Here is a 21927-nt window from a genome sequence, read left to right as displayed (position 1 = left end):
GGATAATGACGGCTTTAGCCCAGCGCCCCGCCGTGACCAAGACCCTAGCCGACCTGATCGAAGACCAGCTGCCGCAGACGCAATGCACCAAGTGCGGCTATCCGGCCTGCCGTCCCTATGCGGAAGCCATCGCCAATGGCGAAGCGCAGATCAACCAGTGCCCGCCCGGCGGCATGGAAGGCGTGCGGCGCTTGTCCAGCGTCACCGGCCGCCCGGTGATCCCGATCAATCCCGCCAACGGCGTCGAACGCCCGCGCCCGGTCGCCTTCATCGACGAGTCGCTTTGCATCGGCTGCACGCTGTGCATCCAGGCCTGTCCGGTGGACGCCATCATCGGCGCGGCCAAGCAGATGCACACCATCCTGCCGAGCCTGTGCACCGGCTGCGACCTGTGCGTGGCGCCCTGCCCGGTCGACTGCATCAGCATGGTCCCGGTGACCGGCGACGCCACCGGCTGGGCCGCCTGGTCGCAGGAGGCGGCCGACGCGGCTAGAGCCCGCCACGATTTCCGTACCGAGCGCCTGAAGCGCGAACGCGAGGAGAACGATGCGCGCCTGGCCGCCAAGGCCGTCGAGAAGATGCGCGCCGTCAACGCCGAGGCCACGAATACCCCGGAAGAACTGGCCGAGAAGGAGCGCAAACGCGCCATCATCGCCGCCGCCATGGAACGGGCACGCCTGCGCGCGGCGGCGAATGCAGCCGACACGCCGCCCAAAGAATAAGAAATAAAGACGAGCACATGAATCCGGCAAAACGTTTAGAAATATTCACGCGCTTTCGCAAGGCCAATCCCAAGCCGACCACCGAACTGGAATACACGACGCCCTTCGAATTATTGATCGCCGTGCTGCTGTCGGCCCAGTCGACCGACGTCGGCGTCAACAAGGCCACGCGCCGCCTGTATCCGGTGGCAAACACCCCGCAGAAGATCCTCGACCTGGGTCTGGACGAGCTCAAAACCTATATCTCGACCATCGGCCTGTACAACACCAAGGCGAAGAACGTGATCGCGACCTGCCAGATCCTGGTCGACCAGTACGGCGGCGAGGTGCCGCATTCGCGCGAGGCCCTGGAGGCGCTGCCGGGCGTGGGCCGCAAGACGGCCAACGTGGTGCTCAACACGGCCTTCGGCGAACCGACGATGGCGGTCGACACCCACATCTTCCGCGTCTCGAACCGCACGAAAATCGCGCCGGGCAAGAACGTCGACGAAGTCGAAATGAAGCTGCTGAAGTTCGTGCCGAAAGAGTTTTTGCTCGACGCCCACCACTGGCTGATCCTGCACGGCCGCTACACCTGCATGGCGCGCCGGCCGAAGTGCTGGAACTGCATCATCAACGACTTGTGCGAGTTCCGCGACAAGACCCCGGCGCCGGATGGATTGATCGCGCCGGCGCCGGCGGAACCGGTGCTATCGAGGTAAGAGCGGCTTGTACAGCGTGGAGTCGGGAGCGGTTCGCCGCCGCGCCACCCTGCGAACCGCGATGCCCGTAGGGTGGAGTACTGACTCCACGCGAGCTGCGCCTCGGCCACCGCGGCGGAATTGAACCGGATCGCGTCAGAGAAGGACGAGGTTATCGCGGTGCACGAGCTCAGGACCCTCGATATAGCCGAGGATGGCTTCGATCTCGTTCGAGGAGTGGCGCATGATGCGGCGCACTTCGCTGCTGGTGTAGCTGGTGAGCCCGCGCGCGACCGGCAGGCCGGCCTCGTTCACGCAGGTGATGAGCTGGCCGCGCCCGAATTCGCCCTTGACGGCGATCACGCCGATCGGCAGCAGCGACTTGCCCTCTTGGGTGAGCTTCTGCACGGCGCCGGCGTCGAGCACGACCTCGCCCGCCGTATGCAGGTGGTCGACCATCCACTGGCGGCGCGCCGTCAGGCGCGTGGTCGGCGCATCGAGCTGGGTGCCGATCGCCTCGCCCTGCGCCAGGCGCGTGAGCACGTCCGGCTCGCGGCCCCAGGCAATCACGGTGTGGGCGCCGGAGCGGGCGGCGCGGCGCGCGGCCAGCACCTTGGTCAGCATGCCGCCGCGCCCGATGCTGCTGCCGGCGCCGCCGGCCATCGCCTCGAGCGCAGGGTCGCCGGCCTGCGCCTGCTGGATCAGGCTGGCTTGCGGATCCTTGCGCGGGTCGCTTGAATACAGGCCGCGCTGGTCGGTGAGGATCACGAGCGCATCGGCCTCGATCAGGTTGGCCACCAGGGCGCCGAGCGTGTCGTTGTCGCCGAACTTGATCTCGTCGGTGACGACCGTGTCGTTCTCGTTGATGATCGGCACCACGCCCAGGCGCAGCAGGGTCATCAGGGTGGCACGCGCGTTCAGGTAGCGTTCGCGGTCGGCCAGGTCGGCATGGGTCAGCAGCACCTGGGCCGTTTTCACGTCATGGGTGCTGAAACTGGATTCGTAGATCTGGGCCAGGCCCATCTGGCCGCAGGCGGCGCAGGCCTGCAGTTCGTGGATGTCGTGCGGGCGGGTGGCGAAGCCGAGCCGCAGCATGCCCTCGGCAATCGCGCCGGAGCTGACCAGCACGACTTCCTTGTTCAGTAGCCGCAGCGCGGCGATTTGCGCGGCCCAGCGGGCGATCGCGCCGTGGTCGAGGCCGCGGCCCTCGTCAGTGACGAGCGAGGAGCCGACCTTGACGATGATGCGGGAGGCTTGTTGGATGACGGAGTTCATGGTGCGAGTCTCGGATCTCTTTTCTTTCCCCGCGGGCGCAAGGCCAGCAGGGACAGGCCTGCCAGCAACTCGATCCCGCTTACGATCAACAAGGACCCATGCGGCAGGCCGATCGCGAATGCCGCGACCAGGCGCCCGGCCGGCTGGGCCAGCAGGAATACTGCAACGAGATCGCCGAGCAGGGGCTGGTCGCTCCGGCTCGCCGCCAGCCATGCCAACCCCGCGATAGCGAGGCGCATGCCCACATAGATGGCGTAGAACTGGCTGTAGCCGTTCACGCCAACGAGAAACAGGCCCATTGCGGTGGCGATCCGGTCCGGATCGAGCATGGCAATGAGCGCCGCCAGCGAACTGGCGGTGGCCACCAGCGAAAGCAGCTGGCCGCGCGCCCAGGCGCGCGTGAAGGTAAAGCCCTTACTCTTCAATGGTCTTGAAACGCGGATCGTCCGGATCGATCGAGGAAATGCCGCGCGCTTCCTCGGTCATCTGCGGCGTGTCGTCGGTGCGGTTGGCCACTTCGCGCTTGGCTTCCAGGTGCAGGTAGATCGCGTTGATCAGTTCCTGGCAGCCTTCGCGATTCAGCGCCGAGATCTCGAACACAGGGCCCTTCCAGGCCATCTTCTTGACGAAGTCCTTGACGCGCTTCTTGCGCTCTTCTTCCGGCACCACGTCGAGCTTGTTGAGCACGAGCCAGCGCGGCTTGTTCAGCAGGTCCTCGTCGTACTTCTCCAGCTCGCGGATCAGGGCTTTCGCTTCCTTCACCGGATCGACCGTGGCTTCGAAGGGCGCCATGTCGACGATGTGCAGCAGCAGTCCGGTACGCGCCAGGTGGCGCAGGAACTGGTGGCCGAGGCCCGCGCCTTCGGCAGCGCCTTCGATCAGGCCCGGGATGTCGGCGATCACGAAACTCTTCGCGTGCGACACGCGCACCACGCCCAGGTTCGGATGCAGGGTCGTGAACGGGTAGTCGGCCACTTTCGGGCGCGCGTTCGAGACGGCCGTAATAAACGTCGACTTGCCGGCGTTCGGCATGCCCAGCAGGCCGACGTCGGCCAGCACCTTCAGTTCCAGGCGCAGCTCGCGCCGTTCGCCCGGCTTGCCCTCGGTCTTCTGGCGCGGCGCGCGGTTGGTCGAGGTTTTGAAGTGGATGTTGCCCCAGCCGCCCTCGCCGCCCTTGGCGAGCAGTTCGACCTGGCCGTGCTCGGTCAGGTCGGCAATGATTTCGCCATTGACGTTATCGATGATCAGGGTGCCGACCGGCATGCGCAGGTACACATCGTCGGCGCCCTTGCCGTAGCAGTCGGAGCCGCGGCCCGGTTCGCCGTTGCGCGCGTGGTGGGTTTTCGAATACCGGAAATCGACCAGCGTGTTGATGTTACGGTCCGCGATCGCCCAGATCGAGCCGCCCTTGCCGCCGTCGCCGCCGTCGGGACCGCCGAATGGACGGAACTTTTCGCGCAGGAACGATGCGCAGCCGTTGCCGCCGTCGCCCGCGATGACTTCAATTCTTGCTTCGTCGATAAACTTCATTTTGACCGCCAAAAAAACTAGAGCGCCTAACAAAATCCTCAGGGCACGGCGAGCAACACCGCCATGGGGTTTTTGTTAGGCGCTTTAAAAAAGGCCCTACCGTGGGCAGAGCCTTTCGATGGAAGGCTTGCGCCTTGCAAAGTGCGCCGCTCGAGGCGGCGCGTACGTCATGCGGTAACTGAGTTACGCTGCAACTGCCTCGGCAGGTGCTGCAACGACGGTCACGAACTGCTTCGAGCCGACGCCTTGCTTGACGAATTTCACAGTGCCGTCGACCAGCGCGAACAGGGTGTGATCCTTGCCGATGCCGACGTTGGCGCCTGGGCGCACTGGGGTGCCGCGCTGACGGATGATGATGCCGCCGGCGTTGATCGCCTGGCCGCCGTACACCTTCACGCCGAGGCGCTTGCTTTCTGAGTCGCGGCCGTTACGGGTAGTGCCGCCGCCTTTTTTGTGTGCCATTTAAGTACTCCTTGATGACTTTGAAGAGAGGGGCAATTAGCCGTTGATCGAAACCACTTGGATTTCGGTGAAGTTCTGGCGGTGGCCCTGACGCTTCTGGTAGTGCTTACGACGGCGCATCTTGAAAATGCGGACCTTGTCGTGGCGACCATGGGAAACGACCTTCACCAGCACCGTCGCACCTTCGACCAGGGGAGCACCAAACTTGATGCTTTCGCCCGCGCCAACGGCGAGGACCTGATCGATCGTGAGTTCGGAACCAATGTCTGCCGGTATCTGTTCTACTTTAAGTTTTTCGCCAGCGACAACTTTATACTGCTTGCCACCGGTTTTTATGACCGCGTACATGATTGAAAACCTCATCAATTGTTTAATAAAAATCCCTGCGGCGACGATTGTGCCGTGCTTCTCTGGTGCCGGGGAACAGGGAATTATACACGGATAGCCCTGCTGCGTCAAAAGCCGGGTCGGCATGAACGATGGCGTGGCATTGCGGCAACGCCGCCCTGCCCCCTGGCGGACGCCCGGCGCCACGCCACGCTTGGCGAAATGGCACGGCTCGTGCTTGCATGTCGTATAATCGCCTCACCGCATATCAACGTCTACGCAGGTTCGCCTTGTCCGCCGCCACTCCCAAAGCACAACAGAACATCATCGCCCAATCGATTGCCGCCGACATGGACGCGGTTAACCTGGTGATCCGCCAGCACCTGCATTCGGAAGTGAGCCTGGTCAACCAGATCGCCGAATACATCATCAGCGCCGGCGGCAAGCGGATCCGCCCCGTCCTGGTGCTGTTGCTGGCCAACGCCCACGGCTACCGCGGCACCGCGCACCACGAACTGGCCGCCGTCGTCGAGTTCATCCATACCGCGACCCTGCTGCACGACGACGTCGTCGACGAGTCCTCGATGCGGCGCGGCCGCGAGACCGCCAACGCCCTGTTCGGCAACGCCGCCTCGGTGCTGGTGGGCGACTTCCTGCACTCGCGCTCGTTCCAGATGATGGTCAGCCTGGCCAACATGCGGGCCATGCAGGTGCTGTCGGACGCGACCAACGTGATCGCCGAAGGCGAGGTGCTGCAGCTGCTGAACATGCACGACCCGGACGTCACCCACGAAAGCTACCTGCGCGTGATCCGCTCGAAGACCGCCAAGCTGTTCGAGGCCGCCGCCGAGCTGGGCGCCCTGGTCGCCGGCGCCAGCGACGCCGAGGTGGCCGCGGCCGGCGAATACGGCCGCTCGCTGGGCACCGCGTTCCAGCTGATCGATGACGTCCTCGACTATGCCGGCGACGCCGCCGAGATCGGCAAGAACGTCGGCGACGACCTGCGCGAAGGCAAGCCGACGCTGCCGCTGATCTACCTGATGGAACACGGCACGCCCGAACAACGCGAACTGGTACGCACCTGCATCGAGCAAGGCGACGAACAGCATTTCGACGCCGTGCTGGCCGCCGTCACCTCGAGCGGCGCACTCGACTACACCCGGCGCGAGGCCGAAGCGGCCGGCCGCCGCGCCGCCGAGTCGATCGCCGGCCTGCCGGACAGCATCTACAAGCAAAGCCTGCTGCAACTGTGCAGCTTCGCTGTTGACAGGAACCACTGAGAAAATTTAAGATTATGCCTATCCCGAGACGCATGCTGCCATGCGTCTCAAACCCAGTCGGGGTGTAGCTTAGCCCGGTAGAGCGCTACGTTCGGGACGTAGAGGCCGGAGGTTCGAATCCTCTCACCCCGACCACCGATTTCCTGTCAGTCGCATCCTCGAAGCCCCAGCCATGGGGCTTTGTCGTTTCCGGGGCCGGCACACGGGCGCAAGCGCGCGGACGATGCCTGCCGCCGCCCTTACCTGTCCAGCTTGACCACCGTTGCGCCGTGTCCGCCGAACACCTGCCCGAACAGGGGTGCGATCAGGGCGTTGCCCGCTTCGCTCAGGTGATCGTCGTCGAAATACACCGGGCGGCCCTGCAGCGTGCCGTAGCAGCGGCCGCCGCGGCACAGGTAGGCGGTGGGGTCGATCACCTTCACGCCGCATTGCCGGGCGGCCTGGTCCTGGGCCGCCCACACCCATCCATTGCGGCGCATGTAGTCCGCCCGTGCCACCGACACCTCGCCGCCCATGCCCAGGCTCATGCGGCGCGAGGCCAGTTTCGGCACGTGGCGGCCCATTTCGGGAATCGGCCGCACCAGGTAGACCGGGCGGCCGCCCTTGGCCGCTTCGCAGGCGGTGCTGACGATCTGGCGGGCAAACTCCTTGACCACGGCCGGCGTGAGGGTTTCATGCTCCGTCGTGAAATAGGCGGCCGGCACCACGCGATCGCTCGCTTCGTTGTGCCCCAGCACGAGCGAGGCATAACGCCCTGCGATCACGACCGGCGTATCCGCCGGCGCGCCCGCAATCTGCGCACGCACCCAGTCGTTGAACGCCGTGCACTGGTAGGTGCGCGGCAGTTTCGCCAACACCTCGTCGCGCATCTTCATTCCCGGCAGGTAGGGGCAGCCGCTGTACGAAAGTTGCACCACGCCGGCCCGCGCCGCCGTGGCCGACCTTGCCAGGGCACTGACCAGCACCGAGGCATGGCTGTCGCCGACCAGCAGCGCCGTACGCTCCCGGCCGCCGGCGCCGTAGTGGCAGGCGGGCGACACGCTGCCGAGCGTCGTATGGCAGCGGCTGCGGCGCGGATGATAGTTGCCCGCTTCGGCGGCGGCCAGTTCCACCGCCGGCGAGAAGCGCCCGTCGACGCCGCCCGCGCGCCACACGGCCAGCGCGGGCCCGAGCGCCAGCAGCACGGCGGCGGCCAGCATCCCTGCCGCGCGCCAGTTGCCCTGGCCGAGCACGGTTTTCCCGTGCCGCTCGACGATTGCGTACGACAGGTGTCCAAGGATCAAGGTGAGCAGGAGGCCGCCTGCAATCGCCAGTGGTTCGTGCTGCAACTCGCCGTACACGAGGGCCACGCAGACGGGCCAATGCCACAGGTAGAGCGAATAGGAGCGCTCACCCAGCCACTGCGCCACCCGGTTGCCGGTGAAGACCGACGAGTTGTTGGCAAAGACCACCATCATGCTGGCGGCCACCGGCAGCAGCGCGAGGTAGCCCGGCCAGGCGGCGTCCTTGTCGAACACGGCGACCGACACCAGGATCAGCAGCAGGCCGGTGCGCTCGATCCAGCGCCGGCTGCGCTCGTCCAAGGACACTGCCTGGCCCAGCAGCAGCACCAGACCGCCGCCCAGCATTTCCCAGGCCCGCGTGTGGAGCAGGAAAAAAGCCGCGCTCGGGTTTTCCCGGGTGACCAGGACCGAGCCGAGGAAGGAAGCGGCAAATCCGGCCGCCACCACCCAGAGCTGCATGCGGCGCCCGGGCACCAGCCGCCAGGCCGCCAGCAGGACGATGGGCAAGACCATGTAGAACTGCCACTCCACCGAAAGCGACCAGGTATGCAGCAGCCATTTTTCATGGGACGCGCTGTCGAAATAGCCGGCCTCGCGGAAGTATTCGATATTGCTCAGGAATGCGAGGCTGTAACCGGTATGGCTGCCGAGGAGGCGGTAGTCCGGCGGCAGCAGGAAAAACCAGCCCAGCACGAGCAGGACAAGGCACAGCACGGCGAGCGCCGGGATGATGCGCCGGCCGCGGGCCATATAGAAATCGAACAGCGAAAAGCTGCCGCGCTCCAGGCCGCGCACGACGATGCCCGTCATGAGGTAGCCCGAGATGACGAAGAACACGTCGACACCGACAAAGCCGCCTGCAAAGCCGGGGACACCGAAATGGTAGAGGACGACGGCAAGCACCGCCCAGGCCCTCAATCCATTGATATCGAGACGAAACGGCACCCGCGCCTGGTTCCCAACTGACAGTTTCGACACGCTCATAGTTGCAAGCCAATGTGAAAACGACATTGTATAGGAGACACAATTATGCCCGCGCGCTCATCATCACGGGTCGGCACGCCGTGCCGGAGCGGCAAGCCTGGCGGCCGCCTAGCCCCTGCTCGACTTCAGGAACGACTCGTGCCCCGGCGCGAAGTTGGCATGCAGCGGCAGGTAGGCCGCCCCGATCACCTTGGCGTCGCGCCCGATGGCGCCGGCAACGATCTCCGGGCGCATGATGCCCTGCCAGCTGTAGTGGCCCAGGGCCGTGCGCACGGCGTCGACCAGGGCTGCCAGCAAGGGGCTGCCGAGGGCGCCATCGACGATGACGGCCTCCAGGTCGAGCAGGCAGGCCGAGGTGTTGATCGAAAAGGCAATCGCGCCGGCCGCCTCCCCGAGCCAGCGCCGGGTCACCGGCAGCCAGGGCGCGGCCAGCAGGCGCGGGTCGCCGGACGGCAGGTTGTCCAGGCCGGCGGCCGCGAACATGTCTTCCAGCGTTGCCAGCGAGGCCGAGGCCAGCAATTGCCGGACGCCGCCGGGACGGGCGTCGCCGGCCACGCCGAGCGGCATCGAGCCGACCGCGCCGGCATTGCCGTACAGGCCGGCGTGCGGCTGGCCGCTGATGACCAGGCCGCCGCCGATCAGGGTGTCGACGAACACGTACAGGTAGCTCTTCAGATGGCGCCCGCGCCCGGCCACCAGTTCGGCCACGCAGGCGGCCGCCGTGTCCTTGGCAAACTCCACCGGCAGCGGCGTCATGCGCTGCAGGCGCTCGCGCATGTTGGTACGGGTCCAGGCGTCGGCATCCTGGGGCGACAGGCCGACCAGTTCGCGCCAGCCGCCGAAGGTCAGCGGCGCGGCCAGGCCGATGCCGCTGACGCGGCGCACGCGCTCCCCGCCCAGCAGCTCTTCGATGCGCTCCAGGTGCTCGCCGACCTCGCCGAACACGGCTTCCACCGAGGGCGCCCCGTACACGATCGACTTGCTGTAGCGCGGCGCGCCGGTGAAGTCGATCAGGGCCACATCCAGGTTGCGCCGGCCGATCTGCACTCCGATCGAGAATGCGCCTTCGGGATTGAGGGCGATCGGCTGCGAAGGCTGCCCTACCCTGCCGCGCAGCGAGTCGCGCTTGACGACGAAACCTTCGTCGAGCAGGCGGTTGATGATGACCGACACCGTCTGGCTGCTCAGCTGGGTCAGGCGCGACAGTTCGGCCTTCGGCAGGCTGCCGTGCAGGCGGATCGCATGCAGCACGACGCGCTCGTTGAATTCGCGCATGCCGATCTGGTTCGAGCCGAGCATGCGCGGCGGCACGTGAGGATCGTTCGGGGCAGGCGTGGTGCGGGAAAATGACTGCATGGGAGGGGAACGGAAGGAAGCGGCGCGCGGAGAAATGCCGAGTATAGGTTTTCACAATAAATAATTCAATGTGATTTATTATTTCCTCGTCATGTTCGGAGGGCGCTGCCAAGCGGCCGGCAGCAGCACATGGATGTCAATACATGTGTTTACAGTGCAATATTTTTCACTACCGACCACGCGCCACGCATGTTTGCTGAGCTAGAATGCATTCGCGTTTTTCTAGCCAGAAAGCTATTTCTCACTCACCAGACATGACGATGCGACTTCCTGCACTGACTTTCCTCACCGCGGTGACCGCGCTGGCCGTGCTGCCGGCAGCGGCCGCAGCGACACCCGCCCCTACGCCCATCACCCTCGACCAGGCCATGGCCCACCCTGACTGGATCGGCAATCCCGTCGAACAGGCATGGTGGGGCTGGGACGGCAAGAGCGTGTACTTCAAGCAGAAGCGCACCGGTTCGCAGCTGCGCGACACCTTCCTGGCGAGCCAGAACGGGCCGCGCAAGATCGCGGACGCCGAACTGGCCAGGCTCGACAGCCCATTCGTGGTCTACGATCGCAAGCACTCGCGCAGCATCATGGCGCGTAACGGCGACCTGTTCGAGCGCGACCTGAAAAGCGGCGCGCTGGTCCAGATCACGCGCGGGGTGAAAGCCGAAGACGCGCAGTACTCCAGCGACGAACGCGCCGTGCAGTTCCGGGTCGGCCACGACTGGTTCAGCTGGGACCGCGTCAGCCGCCTGCAATCGCCGGTCGCGTTGCCGCGCGCGGCGAAGGACCCGGCCCTCACCGATCCGGATGCGCTGCGCGAGATGCAGCTGCGCCTGTTCTCCACCCTGAAGCGCGCCAAGGACGACCGTGACGCGGGCCGCGCCCGCATGGAAGAAGAGCGGCGCGCCGACCCGACCCGCGCGCCCTCCCCGGTCTACCTGGGCGACAAGGTCACCATCGAAGGCAGTTCGCTCTCGCCCGACGGGCGCTGGCTGGTGGTCGTCACCGCGGCCAAGGGCTTTGAGAAGGGCCGCATCGGCAAGATGCCGCGCTACGTGACCGAATCGGGCTACGAAGAGACGGACGACGAGCGCACCCGCGTCGGCCGCAACAACCCGGCCCCGCATGCGCTGAAACTGATCGACCTGGCGACCAACAAGGTGCAGGACCTGCCGTTCGACACCCTGCCCGGCATCGCCACCGACCCGCTGGCGCAGCTGCGCGCCGCGGCCAAGCTCGATCCGCTGAAGGGCAACCGCCCGCTGCGCATCGCCGACCGCCGCGATGCCGTGCGCTGGACCCTCGACGGCAAGCAGGCCGCCGTGATGCTGCGCGCGGTCGACAACAAGGACCGCTGGATCGCCAGCATCGACCTGGCGGCGGTCAAGCTCAAGCCCGTGCATCGCCTGAGCGACGAAGCCTGGGTCAACTACGACAACAGCGAGTTCGGCTGGCTGCCGAACAACACGCTGTGGTACCTGTCCGAGGAAAGCGGCTATGCCCACCTGTACACGCAGGACCAGGCTGGCCGGGCGCGTGCGCTCACGAGCGGCAAGTGGGAAGCCGGCGACGTCCAGTGGAACTTCGACGGCTCCACCGCCTACATGCTCTGCAACCGCAAGAATCCGGGCACCTATGAAGTCTGCGCGGTCGACGCCAAAGACGGCGCCACGCGCGAAGTGACGGGCCTCGAAGGGGTCGAGCGTTTCGTGCTGTCGCCGGACGACCGCAAGCTGCTGGTGCACTACTCGACCAGCTACATGCCGGCGCAGCTGGCGACCCTGCCGGCCACCGGCGGCACGCCCGTCAAGCTGACCGACACCCGCACGCCCGACTACAAGGCGCGCCAGTGGATCGAGCCCGAATACGTGGCCGTGCCGTCGAGCGACGGCGGCGACCCGGTGTGGTCGAAGCTGTACCGCCCGGCCAAGATGGAGCCGGGCAAAAAATATCCGGTCGTGATGTTCGTGCACGGCGCCGGCTACCTGCAGAACACGACCAAGCGCTTCCCGGTCTACTTCCGCGAGCAGATGTTCCACAACCTGCTGGTCGAGAAGGGCTATGTCGTGCTCGACATGGACTACCGCGCCTCGAAGGGTTACGGGCGCACCTGGCGCACCGCGATCTATCGCCAGATGGGCCACCCGGAGCTGGTCGACTACCAGGACGGCGTCAAGTACATGGTGGCGAACCACCAGGGTGACGCGGCCAACGTCGGCATCTACGGCGGCAGCTACGGCGGCTTCATGACCTTCATGGCGCTGATGCGCGCGCCGGAGACCTTCAAGTCGGGCGCGGCCCTGCGCCCGGTGACTGACTGGACCAGCTACAACCACGAGTACACCGCCAACATCCTGAACACCCCGGAACTCGATCCGCAGGCCTATAAAATCTCGTCGCCGATCGAATATGCCGACAAGCTCCAGGGTAACCTGCTGATCGCGCACGGCATGGTCGACGACAACGTCTTCTACCAGGACTCGGTGCGGATGGCCCAGCGCCTGATCGAGCTGAAGAAGGATAACTGGGAACTGGCCAGCTATCCGCTCGAGCGCCACGCCTACACGCAGCCGGAGAGCTGGTTCGACCAGTACCGCCGCATCTACAAGCTGTTCGAGCGCACGCTCAAGCAGTAAGCGGAGCATCAAACGAGCGCCCTTCGGGGCGCTTTTTGCTTTACTGTGTACTCATCCGTAGTCACTACTCCGATCGACCGCATGCAACCAGCTTCCGCCCCTTCCCGTATCCTCATCGCCTGCCTGATCGCGCTGGCCGCCACCGGCGCCCAGGGGCAGGAGAAGAAAAGCGCCGGCGACGAACCCGGCTTCGTCGGCCTGCCCAGCACCGGCAAACTCGATTCGAGCCGGGTGCTGAGCGAGCGCCACGGCGCCGCGGCCGCGCCCCAGGAAACGCCCGGCAAGGCGGCCGAGGCCAGGGACAGGCTTGACGCCCGCGCCGCCGGCAAGCGCCGCGAGGACGCCGACGAGGACGATGGGCCGCGCAAGCGCGCCCGGCCGGCGCCCGACGAGGAGCGGCCGGCGCCAAGGAACCGCACCGCCATCCCGGCCGGCGGCATCACCGGCGTCGTGGTCGAGTCCACCGGGCGCGGCGCGCAGTCGAACGTGCCGCTCAGCTTCGGCCAGGTGTTCGCGGCGGGCGACGTCCCGCGCGGCAGCACGCTGGCCGGCAAGCTGGCCGACGGCACGCTGCTGCCGCTGCAGATGGACGTCAAGGCTTCCCACCCCGACGGCTCGGTGCGCCATGCCGTGCTGTCGACGGTGCTGCCGCGCGTGACCGGCAAGGACCTCGGCATCGCGCTGGTCAAGGCCCCGAACAAGGGGGACCAGGGCGGGTCGGCCAAACCCGGGCCGGAGGTCGGCGCCACGCTTGCCATCACGGTCGACGGCGAGCGCTATACCGCGTCGAGCGACGCGCTGTTCAAGGCGCAAAAACCGCAGGTCTGGCTGCACGGCCCGGTCGTGACCGAGCTGCAGGTCGCCGGACCCTTGCGCAACGCGCGCGGCGCCGAACACCCGCACCTGGCCGCCCGCTTCGCCGTGCGCTGGTACGGCGCGGCGAAGCGCGCCCGGGTCGACGTCGTGGTCGAGAACAACTGGGCCTATGAGCCCGATCCGAGCAACATCACCTACGACGTCGAACTCGCGGTCGGCGGCAAGCAGGTTTATGCGAAACAGCAGCTCACCCACTGGCACCATGCGCGCTGGCGCAAGCTGGCCTGGACCGGCGAGGAGCCGGCGCTGCATCTGCGCCACGATCCTGCCTACCTGATGGCCACGCGCGCGCTGCCCAACTACGATCCCTCGGTGTCCGTGTCGAGTCCGGCCCTGTCCTCGCTGGCCTCGAAGTGGAGCGGCCCGGCGACCGAACCGATGGGCGTCGGCGTGGCCAAGCGCGCCATGCCCGGCACCGGCGGGCGCATCGACATTGGCCTGTTGCCGGGTTGGGCGGCCATGTACCTGCTCGGCATGGACGCGCTGGCGAAGGAGATCACGCTGGGCACGGCCGACCTGGCCGGCAGCTGGTCGATCCACTACCGCGACAAGCGCACCGGCCTGCCGATCAGCCTGATCGACCATCCATACATGACCCTGCTCGGCAGCAAGTCCGACACGCGCAACCCGAAGACCGGCAAGCTGGAAGCCTTCCCGCCCTGCCCCAAGACCCTGTGCAAGACGCCGTACCAGGCCGACAGCGCGCACCAGCCGGGCTTTGCCTACCTGCCCTATCTCGTCACCGGCGATCACTACTACCTCGAAGAGCTGCAGTTCTGGGCGATGTACAACGTGTTTTCCTCGAACCCGGGCTACCGCAAGAACGTGCGCGGCCTGCTCGAGCGCCAACAGGTGCGGGGCCAGGCCTGGAGCCTGCGCACCCTGGGCCAGGCCGCCTACATCACCCCGGACGGCCACCCGCTCAAGCGCGACCTGCTGGCCATCCTCGACAATAATCTCGACTGGTACAACGCCGAGTACAGCCGCAACCCCGAGGCCAACAAGCTGGGGGTGATCGTCAACGGCTCGGCGGTGGTGTACAAGAAGAAAACCGCCGTCGCGCCCTGGCAGGACGACTTTTTCACGTCCAGCGTCGGCCACCTGGCCGAACTCGGCTTCAAGGACGCCGAGCCGCTGCTCAAGTACAAGGCGCGCTTCCCGGTCGCGCGCATGGTCGGGCCGGGCGCTTGCTGGATGGCCGGCGCCAACTACACCTACACGGTGCGCGCGACACCGGCGGCGCCGATCTTCGACACGATCGCCGAAGCGTATGCGGCCACCGTCGGCCCCGACGTTGCCGCCCTTCCCTGCGACAGCGCCCAGCTGGCCGACGCCCTCGGTCACAAGCCCGGCGACATGGGCGGCTATTCGGCTTCGGCCGCCGGCTTCCCGTCGAACATGCAGCCGGCGCTCGCCTATGCGGCCGGCGTTAGCGGCGAGGCCGGGCGCAAGGCCTGGGCGCTGTTCATGGCGCGTAGCGTGAAGCCCAATTACGCCAAGGAACCGCAGTTTGCGATCGTGCCGCGCTGAGGCGGCCTATGCGTACGGAATAAAAAATTACAACATGTAACTACTGTTGCATGATGGCCAATCCTGCAGCATCTTGTACGAATAATAATCTACAAGGTGATGCCATGAGACGCACTTCCAGAACGCTGCCTGCCCTGGCAGCGGCTTCGCTCCTGCTGGCCTCCTGCGGCACGGCTCCGGCGACGGCGCCGGCCACGCAAGCCGCAGCGCAGCGCGACGCAACCGTGGCTGCGCCGGCGCCGCCACCGCCGCCCTTCGCCGCCTCGCAGCGCATCAGCGTCAGCGGTTCGTCGATCCAGCCCGCCAGCAGCTACGCGCCCGGACCGGGCGTGCCGAACTATTCGGTCATGATCGTCCCCGGCTTCACCCTCGGCATGAACAGCTTCCCCGGCAAGGCGGCCAACGGCGTGGTGCTGGTCGAGGACCAGCCGGTCTCCACCTTCAGCGCCGATGTCGACACGGCCTCGTATGCGTTCGTACGGCGCCAGCTCAATACCGGCCGCCTGCCGCCGCCGGCGGCGGTGCGGGTCGAGGAAATGGTGAATTACTTCCCCTACCAGTACGCCCGTCCGGCTGGCCGCGCGCAGCCGTTCGCGGTGACGGCCGAGGTCATGCCGAGCCCGTGGAAGGCCGGAAACCAGCTGCTGCACATCGCGGTGCGCGGCTACGACATGCAGACAGCCGAGCGGCCGGCCATGAACGTGGTGCTGCTGGTCGACGTCTCCGGTTCGATGGGGCCGCAGGACCGCCTGCCCTTGCTCAAGCAGGGCTTCCGGCTGTTCGCCGAGCAGCTGCGCCCGCAGGACCGGCTTGCCATCGTCACCTATGCCAACGGCACGGCGGTGGCGCTCGAACCGACCAGCGGCAAGGACAAGCCAGCCATCCTCGCCGCCATCGACGCCCTGGGTGCCGGCGGCGGCACGGCCGGTGCCGCGGGCCTGGAGCGTGCCTACGCGCTGGCCGAGCGCCACTTCGATACCCGGGCCGTGAACCGGATCATCCTGGCCACCGACGGCGATTTCAACATCGGCATCCACGACCCGCTCCAGCTCGAGCAATTCATCGCCGCCAAGCGCAAGAGCGGCGTCTACCTGTCGGTCTTCGGCGTCGGCAACGGCAACCTGAACGATGCGCTGTTCCAGCGCCTGACCCAGTCCGGCAACGGCAACGCGGCCTACATCGACTCGCTGCTGGAGGCGCGCAAGGCGCTGCAGCAGGAGCTCGGCTCGACGATGTTCCCGATCGCGAACGACGTCAAGATGCAGGTCGAGTTCAATCCGGCCCAGGTCGCGGCCTACCGCCTGATCGGCTACGAAACCCGCATGCTGAACCGCCAGGACTTCAAGGACGACCAGGTCGATGCCGGCGACATGGGCGCCGGGCATACCGTCACCGCGATCTACGAAATTACCCCTGCCGCAGCCGGCGCCGCGCTGGTCGATCCGCTGCGCTATGGCGAGGCGAAACCGGCATCGCGCGGCGCAAAAGACGGCGAGCTGGCGTTTGTGCGCGTGCGCTACAAGCTGCCGGGCGAAACCCGTAGCCGCCTGGTCGAGCGTCCCGTTCTTGCGCAGTCGGCGCATACGACACTGAAGTCGGCGCCGCAAGAGCAGCGCTTCGCCGTCGCCGTCGCCGCGTTCGGGCAACGCCTGCGCGGCGAGCAGCAGGTAGCGAACTACCCGCTGGCCGACATTGCGGAACTGGCCAACGGCGCGCGCGGCGCCGATGCCGAGGGCTACCGCGCCGAATTCGTCCAGCTGGTGCGGATGGCCGAAGCGCTGGACAAGGCGGGACAGCCCTAGCGCGGGAGCTGCGGCCGCGCGTCGCTCACTGCAATTTTCCTGTCCTGGCCCCTGCCTCGAACCAGGCGCCCACCTGCGCCCGTTCGGCGTCGGTCATGTGGGTCAGGTTCGCCAGCGGCATGGCTTTCAATTGCACCGTCTGCTGGTAGATGCGCGCGGCATTCCGCCCGATCTGCTCGGGCGAGTCGAGCATCACACCGGCCGGCGCGGTGGCGAAGCCGGGCTGGGTCGGCTGGGCCGCATGGCAGCTCACGCAGCGCTGGTCGACGATGGCCTTGACCTGCGTGAACTGGGCCATGGGGTCGGCCCCCGGCTGCGGCGCCGGCGGCGCTTTCGGCGCGATCAGCAGCGCCAGCACGGCCAGCAGGGCGACGCCGGCGGCCGGGTACCTCCACTCGATGCGGCCCTTGTGGCGCAGGTTGAAGAAGTGACGGATCAGCACGCCCGCCGCCATGATCGTCGCCAGCACCGCCCAGGCATGCCGGTGGTTGTAGGTCATCGCGTAGTGGTTGCTGATCATGAGGAATAGCACCGGCAGCGTGAAGTAATTGTTGTGGACCGAGCGCTGCTTGGCGCGGATGCCGTAGACCGGGTCGGGCTTGCCGCCCGCCATCATCGCGTTCACCATCTTGCGCTGGCCGGGGATGATGACGTGGGCCACGTTGGCGACCATGATGGTGCCGATCATGGCGCCGACGTGCAGGTAGGCGGCGCGGCCGCTGAGCAGGTGGGTGAGCACATAGCTCGCGCCGACCAGCAAGGCGAAGACGACCAGGCCGAAGGCAAGGTCGTGCTTGCCGAGCGGGGACTTGCACAGCAGGTCGTACACCAGCCAGCCTGCCACCAGGCTGCCCAGGCCGATGCCGATCGCCTGCCAGCTTGATACATCGGCCACGCTGCGGTCGACCATCATCGCCTGCGCGTTCAGGTAGTAGACGATGACCAGCAGCGCGAAGCCCGACAGCCAGGTCGAATACGCTTCCCACTTGAACCAGTGCAGTTCCTTCGGCAGTTCGGGCGGGGCCACCAGGTATTTCTGCGGGTTGTAGAAGCCGCCGCCGTGGACCGCCCACAGTTCGCCGGCGACACCCTTCTTCGCCAGTTCGGAGCCGGGCGCGGGCGGCTTGATCGTGTTGTCGAGCCAGACGAAATAGAACGAAGCCCCGATCCAGGCGATGCCCGTGATGATGTGCAGCCAGCGCACCAGCAGGTTGAGCCATTCGAGGCCATAGGGAGCCAGGTATCCGAATACGTCCATCACAGTCCTTGTCGCGGTAGAGGGGCTTTAGAGCGCCTAACAAAACCTCCATGGCGGCGTTGCAGCGTCTCGCCGTACAGGCGTACTGTCTTCGCCGCCGCGCCTTGCCCTGAAGGTTTTGTTAGGCGCTCTCACTGGTTGACGATAAACCGATTTCATTTTGTACAACATGAAAGATACCGTATATTCGTCATAACCGAACGGATATACACTACTGCCCTGACATGGCCGCCCTGCCCCAGCACCTGGACCTGCACCTGATCCGCATCCTCTACCTGCTGCTGGTAGAGAAAAACGTCTCGCGCGTGGCGCTCAAGCTGAACCAGCCGCAGCCCTCGATCTCGGCCTCGCTGCGCAAACTGCGCGAGCTGACCGGCGACCCGCTGCTGGTGCGCGGGGCGCGCGGGATGGTGCCGACCCAGCACGGCGAAAGCCTGCTCAAGCCCGCCAAGCGCATCCTCGACGAGACCGAGAGCCTGTTCGTCAAGAAGTCGCCCTTCGTGCCCGAGGAGGCGGCGCGCACCTTCCACATCGCCGCCCCGGACTACCTCGACACCCAGTTCCTGCCGAACGTGGTGGCCGCCGTGCGGCGCGGCTCTCCCAACAGCCGGGTCGCGATCCACGGCATGGGCGCCGGCGCCGATTACCTGCGCATGCTGTCCGACGGCGACATGGACCTGGTGATCGCCAACTGGGACGAGCCGCCGGTCCACCTGCACATCTCGAAACTGTTCGAGGACCCGATCGTGTGCACCATGCGCGCCGACAGCCCGTATGCGCGCCGGACCGAGTCCGGCGCGATGACGGTCGAAGACTACCTGGGCCTGCCCCATGTGGCGCCCTCGCAGACGCTGCCGGGCTACCACGGGGTGATCGACTCCTTCCTCGCGCGCCAGGGCATGCAGCGCAAGATCGCGGTCGAGTCGCCCTACTTCGGGCTGATTCCCTACATGCTCACCCAGACCGACCTGGTGCTCACCACCGGCCGCCAGTTCATGCGTTTCTACGAGAAGACGCTGCCGCTGAAGACCTTCACCATGCCGATCAAATTCCCGCCGATGCGCTTCTACCAGCTCTGGCACCAGCGCGTGCACCAGCAGCCGGAGCACAAGTGGCTGCGCGACCAGGTCAGCCAGGCGGCGCGGGCGCTGGTGCAGCAGTGAAGGCATCGCTGCGCCGGGGGCGGCAGCGGCCGCGCGCCTTGGCGCCACCGCTGGCCTACGCGGAGACAGGAACCCAGGGCATGTTCAGCGCTTCGCCGGCCCCCGATACCGCAGCACCAGGGCGATGCCGCCCAGGATCGCGATCGAAGCCAGCACCAGGCGCAGGGTGAGCGCTTCCTCCAGCCACAGCACGGCGCCGAGCGCGGCCAGCGGCGGGACCGACAGCTGCACGATCGCCGCCCGCATCGCGCCCAGGCCGGGCAGCGCCGCGTACCAGAGCGCATAGCCGACGCCCGAGGTCAGCGCGCCGGAGACGACGGCGAGCAGGATGCCGCGTGCGTCGGCATGCGCGACGCCGGCGAACGGCAGCCACAGGGCCAGGGCAAACGGCGTCGCGCAGAGAAAATTGACGGCGGTGGCGCCCAGCGGATCGCCCGCGCCGCGTCCGCGCAGCGAATAGACGCCCCAGGCCACGCCGGCCAGCGCCATCAGCAGCGTGCCGGCCAGGGGCGGCGCGGCCACGCCCGGCAGCACGAGGTAGACCAGGCCGGCGCCGGCAAGGGCCAGCCCGATCCACCCGGGCCTGGAGAAGCGTTCGCCGGCGCGCAGCGCGACGGCGAACATGGTCAGCTGGACCGCACCGAACAGCACCAGGGCGCCGGTGCCGGCCGGCAGGCTGAGGTAGGCGAAGGAAAAACAGGCGACATACGCGAACAGCATCGCCGCCGACCACCAGTCCCTGCGCGCGGCAGGCCGCCCGTCCCGGCGCAAGCGTACGATCAGCGCCAGCACCAGCGCGCCTGCCGCCACCCGCACCGCGCCGAAGCTGGCCGGATCGATGCCGCCGCCCTGCAGGGCGAGCCGGCACAGCAGCGAGTTGGCTGCAAAGGCCAGCATGGCGGCCGCCGTATAGGCCAGTGTCACGAGCGGGCGCGGGCTGGCGGCGTCACGCATGGCTTAATTCAATCGAACCCGGGCGGCGGCTGGCGGCGCGCGGCAGTCCGGCTCTTGAGCCAGTCGCGCCCGCCCCGCTCGAGGGCGCGCTCGATCACCGCGGGCGGCAGGCTGTACACGGTGGCCCAGGTGGCGCGCCCGTCCGCGGCATTCGAGGGGAAGCTGCTCGTTTCGATCGGCCAGTTGTACTTGCGTTTCAGGGTGCGCACGATGGCGGCCAGGGTGACGCGGCCGCGCAGCGGCTCGGACCCGGTCTGGTCTTCGTTCGACAACAGCACGGCCAGTACCGCGCCGCGCGCGGTCAGCGGACCGGGATAGGTAGGAGATTTGCTTGGCATGGGGCCATTCTAGCGGTGTTTCCGTGCGCACATTGGGCATACGCGTGCGGGAAACACCACGCCAACGCCTCCGGATGTGGACCCGGGAGCGGTGCGCCGCCCGTTCCACCCTGCTGGCGAGCATCGGGCGTTCGCCGTGTCAGGCCGCCACCCCTGCCCGCTCCAGCATCGCGTGCAGCAGCACGTTGCAGCCGGCTTCCAGGTGCGCCGGCTGGGCGTCCTCGATCTCGTTATGGCTGATGCCGTCCTTGCAGGGCACGAAGATCATGCCCGACGGGGCGACCCGGGCCGTGTAGATGGCATCGTGGCCGGCGCCGGAGACGACGTCCATCGTCGAGTAGCCCAGCTTGCTTGTTGCGGCGCGCACGGCGTTCACGCAGTCGGGGTGGAACGGGCAAGGCGGGTAGTAGGACACCCGTTCGATCTCGATCCCGAGGCCGGTCTCGCTGCGTGTTTTGGCGACGAAGGCGAGCATCTCCTCGTGCATCGTGCCCAGCAGCTCGTCGCTGACGTTGCGCAGGTCGATGCTGAACTTGACCTGGCCGGGGATGACGTTGCGGCTGTTCGGAAATACCTGCACCATGCCGACCGTGCCGCGCCCGTAAGGCGGATAGCGGTGCGCGATCGCCACGGTCTCCTGCATGATCGTGGTCGCCACCTGCAGCGCGTCGCGGCGCAGGCCCATCGGGGTCGGGCCGGCATGCGCTTCCATGCCGGTGACGGTGCAGTCGTACCAGGACAGGCCCATCACGGCCGGCACCACGCCGATCACCTTGCCGGCGTCCTCCAGCACCGGGCCCTGCTCGATGTGGGCCTCGAAATAGGCGCCAATCGGATGGCGGCCAGGTTCCTCCTCGCCCAGGTAGCCGATGCGCTCGAGCTCGTCGCGCACGGTCTTGCCCTCCACGTCTTTCGCCGCGTACGCGGTCTCCAGGCTGAAGGCGCCGCAGAACACGCCGGACCCCATCATCACCGGCACGAAGCGCGAGCCCTCCTCGTTGGTCCAGAAGGCGACCTCGATCGGAGCGGCGGTCTCGATGCCGTGCTCGTTGAGCGTGCGCACCACTTCCAGGCCGGCCAGCACGCCGTAGTTACCGTCGAACTTGCCGCCGGTGGGCTGGGTGTCGATGTGGCTGCCGGTGACGATCGGCGGCAAGGCGTTATCGCGGCCGGGGCGGCGCATGAAGACATTGCCGATCTTGTCGACGGTGACCGACATGCCGGCGTCGACTGCCCAGCCCACCACCAGGTCGCGGCCCTGGCGGTCGAGGTCGGTCAGGGTGAGGCGCTTGACGCCGCCTTTTTCGGTGGCGCCGATTTGCGCCAGTTCCATCAGGGAGTTCCACAGGCGTTGGCCGTTGATGCGCAGGGTGTCGGGCATGGTGTTTTTCCGTGGTGAGGCAGCGGTTTTCGGTCGCGGTGAGGTATGCCGCGGCCGGTTGAACGCGTGGGCGGGGAACCCGCCCACCCTACGGGT

At 67.0% G+C, this 21927-nt stretch carries 18 protein-coding genes and 1 tRNA gene; 8 read left to right on the top strand and 11 right to left on the bottom strand.

What is annotated here, in order from left to right:
- Positions 1-5 precede the first annotated feature (5 nt).
- A complete protein-coding gene (rsxB, locus tag ACFPAH_RS14000; RefSeq protein WP_379746397.1) occupies positions 6-722 on the top strand; it encodes an electron transport complex subunit RsxB in 717 nt (238 codons plus the stop codon).
- Between the two features lie 17 nt (positions 723-739).
- On the top strand, positions 740-1423 hold the full coding sequence (gene nth, locus ACFPAH_RS13995) for an endonuclease III (RefSeq protein ID WP_379746394.1): 684 nt from the start codon (positions 740-742) through the stop codon (positions 1421-1423).
- A 135-nt stretch (positions 1424-1558) separates the two neighbouring features.
- On the opposite strand, the gene proB is transcribed toward nth, so the two are convergent.
- From proB to rplU, 5 genes are all read right to left on the bottom strand, one after another.
- Complete coding sequence (gene proB / locus ACFPAH_RS13990) at positions 1559-2677, bottom strand: glutamate 5-kinase (protein WP_379746391.1); 1119 nt, start codon at positions 2675-2677, stop codon at positions 1559-1561.
- Complete coding sequence (locus tag ACFPAH_RS13985) at positions 2674-3102, bottom strand: hypothetical protein (protein ID WP_379746388.1); 429 nt, start codon at positions 3100-3102, stop codon at positions 2674-2676. Before ACFPAH_RS13985 ends, proB begins: the two co-directional genes overlap by 4 nt.
- The gene (gene obgE / locus ACFPAH_RS13980; RefSeq protein WP_379746385.1) at positions 3092-4207 is read right to left on the bottom strand and encodes a GTPase ObgE; all 1116 of its coding nucleotides are present in this window, start codon (positions 4205-4207) and stop codon (positions 3092-3094) included. The genes ACFPAH_RS13985 and obgE overlap by 11 nt, the downstream gene beginning before the upstream one ends.
- Positions 4208-4390: 183 nt before the next feature.
- Entirely contained in the window at positions 4391-4669 is a 279-nt protein-coding gene (rpmA, locus tag ACFPAH_RS13975; RefSeq protein WP_379746381.1) for a 50S ribosomal protein L27, read from the bottom strand.
- A gap of 36 nt (positions 4670-4705) precedes the next feature.
- Entirely contained in the window at positions 4706-5017 is a 312-nt protein-coding gene (gene rplU, locus ACFPAH_RS13970; protein ID WP_082493710.1) for a 50S ribosomal protein L21, read from the bottom strand.
- 269 nt (positions 5018-5286) lie between these two features.
- Here rplU and ispB point away from each other — a divergent pair, with 269 nt between their 5' ends.
- Both ispB and ACFPAH_RS13960 read left to right on the top strand, forming a co-directional pair.
- Positions 5287-6276 carry an octaprenyl diphosphate synthase gene (gene ispB, locus ACFPAH_RS13965; protein WP_379746378.1) on the top strand — a complete coding sequence of 330 codons (990 nt, stop codon included), beginning with the start codon at positions 5287-5289 and terminating at the stop codon, positions 6274-6276.
- Between the two features lie 58 nt (positions 6277-6334).
- Positions 6335-6411, top strand: a tRNA-Pro gene (locus ACFPAH_RS13960).
- A gap of 104 nt (positions 6412-6515) precedes the next feature.
- Here ACFPAH_RS13960 and ACFPAH_RS13955 read toward each other — a convergent pair.
- The gene (locus ACFPAH_RS13955) at positions 6516-8543 is read right to left on the bottom strand and encodes an acyltransferase family protein (protein ID WP_379746375.1); all 2028 of its coding nucleotides are present in this window, start codon (positions 8541-8543) and stop codon (positions 6516-6518) included.
- Between the two features lie 108 nt (positions 8544-8651).
- The gene (locus ACFPAH_RS13950; protein WP_379746372.1) at positions 8652-9899 is read right to left on the bottom strand and encodes an ROK family transcriptional regulator; all 1248 of its coding nucleotides are present in this window, start codon (positions 9897-9899) and stop codon (positions 8652-8654) included.
- Between the two features lie 260 nt (positions 9900-10159).
- On the opposite strand from ACFPAH_RS13950, the gene ACFPAH_RS13945 reads away from it, so the two are divergent.
- The 3 genes from ACFPAH_RS13945 (at position 10160) to ACFPAH_RS13935 (ending at position 16737) form a co-directional block, all read left to right on the top strand.
- Complete coding sequence (locus ACFPAH_RS13945; protein ID WP_379746369.1) at positions 10160-12529, top strand: S9 family peptidase; 2370 nt, start codon at positions 10160-10162, stop codon at positions 12527-12529.
- 81 nt (positions 12530-12610) lie between these two features.
- Entirely contained in the window at positions 12611-14935 is a 2325-nt protein-coding gene (locus tag ACFPAH_RS13940) for a hypothetical protein (protein WP_379746366.1), read from the top strand.
- Positions 14936-15039: 104 nt separating this feature from the next.
- Positions 15040-16737 (top strand): vWA domain-containing protein, encoded by a 1698-nt coding sequence (locus ACFPAH_RS13935; protein WP_379746363.1) that lies wholly within the window; start codon positions 15040-15042, stop codon positions 16735-16737.
- A 25-nt stretch (positions 16738-16762) separates the two neighbouring features.
- Here the strand turns inward: ACFPAH_RS13935 and ACFPAH_RS13930 are convergent, their stop codons facing one another.
- The gene (locus ACFPAH_RS13930; protein WP_379746360.1) at positions 16763-17995 is read right to left on the bottom strand and encodes a urate hydroxylase PuuD; all 1233 of its coding nucleotides are present in this window, start codon (positions 17993-17995) and stop codon (positions 16763-16765) included.
- Positions 17996-18219: 224 nt separating this feature from the next.
- Between ACFPAH_RS13930 and ACFPAH_RS13925 the strand changes: the two genes are divergently transcribed.
- The gene (locus ACFPAH_RS13925; RefSeq protein WP_379746357.1) at positions 18220-19158 is read left to right on the top strand and encodes a LysR substrate-binding domain-containing protein; all 939 of its coding nucleotides are present in this window, start codon (positions 18220-18222) and stop codon (positions 19156-19158) included.
- A gap of 84 nt (positions 19159-19242) precedes the next feature.
- Here the strand turns inward: ACFPAH_RS13925 and ACFPAH_RS13920 are convergent, their stop codons facing one another.
- The 3 genes from ACFPAH_RS13920 to ACFPAH_RS13910 form a co-directional block, all read right to left on the bottom strand.
- Positions 19243-20112, bottom strand: a complete 870-nt coding sequence (locus ACFPAH_RS13920; protein WP_379746354.1) for a DMT family transporter — start codon at positions 20110-20112, stop codon at positions 19243-19245.
- 8 nt (positions 20113-20120) lie between these two features.
- A complete protein-coding gene (locus ACFPAH_RS13915) occupies positions 20121-20450 on the bottom strand; it encodes a hypothetical protein (protein WP_379746351.1) in 330 nt (109 codons plus the stop codon).
- A gap of 139 nt (positions 20451-20589) precedes the next feature.
- A complete protein-coding gene (locus ACFPAH_RS13910; RefSeq protein ID WP_379746348.1) occupies positions 20590-21831 on the bottom strand; it encodes a Zn-dependent hydrolase in 1242 nt (413 codons plus the stop codon).
- Positions 21832-21927 lie beyond the last annotated feature (96 nt).

It is taken from the genome of Massilia sp. GCM10023247 (assembly GCF_042653325.1).
Lineage (GTDB): Bacteria > Pseudomonadota > Gammaproteobacteria > Burkholderiales > Burkholderiaceae_D > Telluria.
Note: the sequence above shows the minus strand (reverse complement) of the source record. Positions and strands in the feature narration are given on the sequence as shown.

Excerpts from the sequence above, each read along its gene's own strand:
- rsxB (WP_379746397.1), top strand. The coding sequence starts at position 6 with ATGACGGCTTTAGCCCAGCGCCCCGCCGTGACCAAGACCCTAGCCGAC.
- nth (WP_379746394.1), top strand. The coding sequence starts at position 740 with ATGAATCCGGCAAAACGTTTAGAAATATTCACGCGCTTTCGCAAGGCC.
- proB (WP_379746391.1), bottom strand. The coding sequence starts at position 2,677 with ATGAACTCCGTCATCCAACAAGCCTCCCGCATCATCGTCAAGGTCGGC.
- obgE (WP_379746385.1), bottom strand. The coding sequence starts at position 4,207 with ATGAAGTTTATCGACGAAGCAAGAATTGAAGTCATCGCGGGCGACGGC.
- rpmA (WP_379746381.1), bottom strand. The coding sequence starts at position 4,669 with ATGGCACACAAAAAAGGCGGCGGCACTACCCGTAACGGCCGCGACTCA.
- rplU (WP_082493710.1), bottom strand. The coding sequence starts at position 5,017 with ATGTACGCGGTCATAAAAACCGGTGGCAAGCAGTATAAAGTTGTCGCT.
- ACFPAH_RS13955 (WP_379746375.1), bottom strand. The coding sequence starts at position 8,543 with ATGAGCGTGTCGAAACTGTCAGTTGGGAACCAGGCGCGGGTGCCGTTT.
- ACFPAH_RS13950 (WP_379746372.1), bottom strand. The coding sequence starts at position 9,899 with ATGCAGTCATTTTCCCGCACCACGCCTGCCCCGAACGATCCTCACGTG.
- ACFPAH_RS13945 (WP_379746369.1), top strand. The coding sequence starts at position 10,160 with ATGCGACTTCCTGCACTGACTTTCCTCACCGCGGTGACCGCGCTGGCC.
- ACFPAH_RS13940 (WP_379746366.1), top strand. The coding sequence starts at position 12,611 with ATGCAACCAGCTTCCGCCCCTTCCCGTATCCTCATCGCCTGCCTGATC.
- ACFPAH_RS13935 (WP_379746363.1), top strand. The coding sequence starts at position 15,040 with ATGAGACGCACTTCCAGAACGCTGCCTGCCCTGGCAGCGGCTTCGCTC.
- ACFPAH_RS13930 (WP_379746360.1), bottom strand. The coding sequence starts at position 17,995 with ATGGACGTATTCGGATACCTGGCTCCCTATGGCCTCGAATGGCTCAAC.
- ACFPAH_RS13925 (WP_379746357.1), top strand. The coding sequence starts at position 18,220 with ATGGCCGCCCTGCCCCAGCACCTGGACCTGCACCTGATCCGCATCCTC.
- ACFPAH_RS13920 (WP_379746354.1), bottom strand. The coding sequence starts at position 20,112 with ATGCGTGACGCCGCCAGCCCGCGCCCGCTCGTGACACTGGCCTATACG.
- ACFPAH_RS13915 (WP_379746351.1), bottom strand. The coding sequence starts at position 20,450 with ATGCCAAGCAAATCTCCTACCTATCCCGGTCCGCTGACCGCGCGCGGC.
- ACFPAH_RS13910 (WP_379746348.1), bottom strand. The coding sequence starts at position 21,831 with ATGCCCGACACCCTGCGCATCAACGGCCAACGCCTGTGGAACTCCCTG.